Source organism: Streptomyces sp. NPDC059564, from assembly GCF_042735575.1.
Taxonomy (GTDB): Bacteria; Actinomycetota; Actinomycetes; order Streptomycetales; family Streptomycetaceae; genus Streptomyces.
The window spans coordinates 1-3,852 of record NZ_JBHWBP010000521.1; the positions used below are offsets into that span (position 1 = coordinate 1).

The 3,852-nt window shown below is 71.7% G+C and carries 5 protein-coding genes; 1 reads left to right on the plus strand and 4 read right to left on the minus strand.

Features of this window, described 5'->3' with window-relative positions:
* The 4 genes from ACFV0Q_RS39380 to ACFV0Q_RS39395 form a co-directional block, all read right to left on the minus strand.
* Nucleotides 1-187 (minus strand): hypothetical protein (locus ACFV0Q_RS39380; protein WP_385012635.1); only part of this gene is annotated, 187 nt, incomplete at its 3' end.
* A gap of 146 nt (nt 188-333) precedes the next feature.
* On the minus strand, nt 334-939 hold the full coding sequence (locus tag ACFV0Q_RS39385; protein WP_385012637.1) for a TetR/AcrR family transcriptional regulator: 606 nt from the start codon (nt 937-939) through the stop codon (nt 334-336).
* Between the two features lie 74 nt (nt 940-1,013).
* Entirely contained in the window at nt 1,014-1,853 is an 840-nt protein-coding gene (locus ACFV0Q_RS39390; RefSeq protein ID WP_385012639.1) for an NAD(P)H-binding protein, read from the minus strand.
* Entirely contained in the window at nt 1,850-2,275 is a 426-nt protein-coding gene (locus ACFV0Q_RS39395; protein ID WP_385012641.1) for a nuclear transport factor 2 family protein, read from the minus strand. The genes ACFV0Q_RS39390 and ACFV0Q_RS39395 overlap by 4 nt, the downstream gene beginning before the upstream one ends.
* Nucleotides 2,276-2,536: 261 nt before the next feature.
* Between ACFV0Q_RS39395 and ACFV0Q_RS39400 the strand changes: the two genes are divergently transcribed.
* On the plus strand, nt 2,537-3,852 hold a 1,316-nt coding region (locus tag ACFV0Q_RS39400), incomplete at its 3' end, for a phospholipase D-like domain-containing protein (RefSeq protein WP_385012643.1).

Consider the following 3,852-nt stretch of genomic DNA (forward strand, 5'->3'; position numbering starts at 1 on the left):
CGACGGTGTTGTCGTGGCCGGCGTTGAAGACGTCGTCGGCGGCGAACTGGAGCCAGTCGCCGAAGACGAGGGTGTAGCTGCTGCCTTCCGGGATGGTCACGTTCACGTCGGCGCTCGCGGCGCCGGCACCACCGAGCACGATGGCGGCGGTGGCGAGGACGGCGAATGCGGAGCGGACAGATCGCATGGATGCGCCTTTCGGGAGGGAAGAGAACAGTCCCCGAAGGTAGGACGACGGGCAGCTCCTGTCCCGGCGGCGTTCCGCGTCGTCCCGAGTCCTATCCGAATGGCCGACAGCGCGGCGCGGGACACGCGCACGCGGGGAGCGGCCGCTCACCCCTCCCGGGACGGATCGGGGCCGTCGCCCACGACGTTGCGGATGTGGGCCGCGAGCGAGGCCCGCAGGGCTTCGGGCGCCATCTTCCGACCGTCGATCAGGTGCACCACGAGGTCGGCGCGGATGGCGGCCAGCAGCGCGTGGGCGGTGAAGTCCGCGTCGTGGACGCCGGGCACCTGATCCAGTGCCGCGCGGAGGATCTCGTGCCACCAGCCGTAGTGCGGGGCCTGGTAGGGACTGCTGAGCCCGGCGTCCTCCGCGGCCGCCATCAGGTTCCGGTTCTCGATCTTGAAGCGCAGGGAGGCGTCGAGGAGGTCCAGCACCAGTTGCCGCGGCGAGGACGCCGCCGCCTCCTGCGCCGCCCGCACGGCTTCCTGCAGGGGTTCGAGACGGGAGGCGATCACCGCGCCGATCAGGCCCGCGCGGTCGCCGAAGCGCCGGAAGAGGGTGCCCTTGCCCACCCCCGCGGCCGCCGCGATGTCGTCCATCGACACGCTCTGGGGGCTGCTGCTGGCGGCGAAGAGCACGTCGGCGGCGGCCAGTACGGCTTCCCGGTTGCGCAGGGCGTCCGCCCGCTCAGCCCGCTCTGATCGCTGGACCACGGATCCTCCTCGGTCTTCGGCCGTCGCCGGCCGGTCCCGGCCCCGGAAAGGATATTCGGATCGAGCGGCCCGCCCTATCGCACCTCCCTTTCCACGAAGGCGCGGAACGTCCCCGGGGCCCGGCCGGTGACACGCTCGACGGCGTCCGACGTACGGTCCTCGGCGCCTTCGGCGATGGCGCGGTCCAGGCCGGCGAGCAGGGTGGCGAACTCCAGCGGGATCTCGGCCGCCCACCGGTCGCGGAGCTGCTCGAAGGTCAGGTGCCGGTGGACGACGGGCCGGCCGGTGACCTCGGTGATGACCGCGGCGACGTCGCCGTAGCTCAGCGCCTGCGGCCCGGTCAGGATCAGGTCCGTATTGGGTGCCCGATCGTCGGTCAGGGCACGTACGGCGACGGCCGCGATGTCATCGGCGTCGACGAACCCGACCCGGCCCTCCCCCGAAGCCGTGAGGATGGTGCCGTCCTCACGGATGCTGCGCGCGTGCGGAGTCTCGCCGGCCATGTTCTGCATGAACCAGGACGGCCGCAACACCGCCCACTCCTCGAACAGACCCGGCAGCGCCTCGTGGACCTGGCCCACCGCGGGACCCCCGGCGGGGATCGCCGACGAGCTCAGCAGCACGACACGGCGTACGCCCGCGGCACGGGCCTGGCGCAGGAAGGGCAGCATGACCGCGGCCGGTTCGGAGGAGCCGATCGGCGGGATGAGGTAGGCGCGGTCGACGCCGTCCAGGGCCGCCTCCCAGGTCGCGGGCTCGTTCCAGTCGAAGCGGACCGCCTCCGCACCCTCGACGGGGGCGGCGCCGCGCCCGGCGGCCTTGACCCGGCGGCCCTCGGCGACGAGCCCGGCGGTGACGCGGCGGCCGGTGGTGCCGGTGGCCCCGATGACCAGGGTGGCGTTCAGGTCGTTCATCGGTCCGTCCCCACGAAGTCGGCGCCGGGCTGGGACACGGCGAGCGGGTTCCAGTAGTCACGGTAGGAGGTGATGAGCCCGCCCTTGACCGTGACCACGGCGATGTAGGTCATGTCGAAGGGGGCGTCGGTCTCCACCAGACGGCCGACCCCGCGCATCTCCACGACGATCGTCTCCGCGTCGTCGGTCTGGTGGACCTTCACGTCGGGGAAGTCGTGGACGTCGACGTGGTCGGGGTAGTGCCGCATGTAGTCACCGACCGCGGTCTTGCCCTCCAGGCGCGCGGGCCAGCCCTGCGGGGCGAACGGGAACTCCAGGACCCCGTCCTCGTCCCACAGGTCCACCCAGCCCGGAACGTCCTTCTCCACCAGCAGGCGCAGGCCGTGCCGGTACAGCTCCGCGGGGGTCATGGGGGTTGTCATGATCAAGACTTCCGTTCCGCTCGACACCATAAACGGACTGACAGTCCGTATGAATGAGAGCATACGGACTATCGGTCCGCTGCGCGACCCCGCCCCACCGGAATCCACTCCCCTCCGGAGTGCGGGCGCACGTGATGGCCGGAAGCGGACGGGATCAGGTGAACGGCGAGCTACGTACTGGTAACTTGCGCGAGTTGATCAAGGTCGGAGCCCGGTTCACGGTGCCGCCCGGCCAGAGCCACCCCCATCCAAGGACCCACATTGGTACGCACCGTCCGCACGACGGCCCTCACCTTCGCGCTCTCCTTCGCCCTGCTGCCCGCCACCCCGGCGTTCGCCGACTCCCCCACCCCGCACCTGGATTCGGTGGAGCAGACGCTGCGCCAGGTCTCCCCCGGCCTGGAGGGCTCCGTCTGGGAGCGCACCGCCGGGAACCGCCTCGGCTCCTCCGCCCCCGGCGGCTCCGACTGGCTGCTGCAGAGCCCCGGTTGCTGGGGCGACGCGTCCTGCACCGAGCGCCCCGGTTCGCGCAGGCTGCTGGAGAAGATGCGCGAGGACATCGCGCAGGCCCGGCAGAGCGTGGACATATCCACCCTGGCGCCCTTCCCCAACGGCGCCTTCCAGGACGCGATCGTGGCCGGCCTGAAGGAGGCGGCGCAGAAGGGCAACCGGCTCCAGGTGCGCATCCTGGTCGGCGCCGCGCCGGTCTACCACGCCACCGTGATCCCGTCCTCGTACCGCGACGAGATGGTGGCCAAGCTGGGCCCGGCGGCGGGGAACATCACCCTCAACGTGGCCTCGATGACCACCTCGAAGACCGCCTTCTCCTGGAACCACTCCAAGCTGGTGGTGGTGGACGGGAATTCGGTGATCACCGGCGGCATCAACAGCTGGAAGGACGACTACCTCGACACCAGCCACCCGGTGAACGACGTCGACCTCGCGCTGTCCGGTCCGGCGGCGGGCTCCGCCGGCCGCTACCTGGACACGCTCTGGGACTGGACCTGCCGCAACAAGAGCAGCTGGACCAGCGTCTGGTTCGCCGCTTCCAACGGCGCGGGCTGCCTGCCCACCCTGCCCCGGCCCGCCGCCCCGGCGGGCGGCGGCGACGTCCCCGCGCTGGCGGTGGGCGGCCTCGGCGTCGGCATCCGGCAGAGCGACCCGACGTCGGCGTTCCGGCCCGTCCTGCCGACGGCCTCCGACACCAAGTGCGGCATCGGCGTGCACGACAACACCAACGCGGACCGGGACTACGACACGGTCAACCCGGAGGAGAGCGCCCTGCGGGCACTGGTCGCGAGCGCGACCGGGCACATCGAGATCTCGCAGCAGGACGTGAACGCGACCTGCCCGCCGCTGCCCCGCTACGACGTCCGGCTCTACGACACCCTCGCCGCGAAGCTGGCGGCCGGGGTGAAGGTCCGCATCGTCGTCAGCGACCCGGAGAACCGGGGCGCGGTCGGCAGCGGCGGCTACTCGCAGATCAAGTCGCTGTCCGAGGTCAGCGACGTCCTGCGGGGCCGTCTGACGGCGCTGACCGGTGACGCGGCCCGGGCGAAGGCCGCTATGTGCGAGGG

What these genes read in the sequence shown, in the direction of transcription:
- ACFV0Q_RS39395 (WP_385012641.1), bottom strand. Translation starts at nt 2,275, where the DNA reads ATGACAACCCCCATGACCCCCGCGGAGCTGTACCGGCACGGCCTGCGC.
- ACFV0Q_RS39390 (WP_385012639.1), bottom strand. Translation starts at nt 1,853, where the DNA reads ATGAACGACCTGAACGCCACCCTGGTCATCGGGGCCACCGGCACCACC.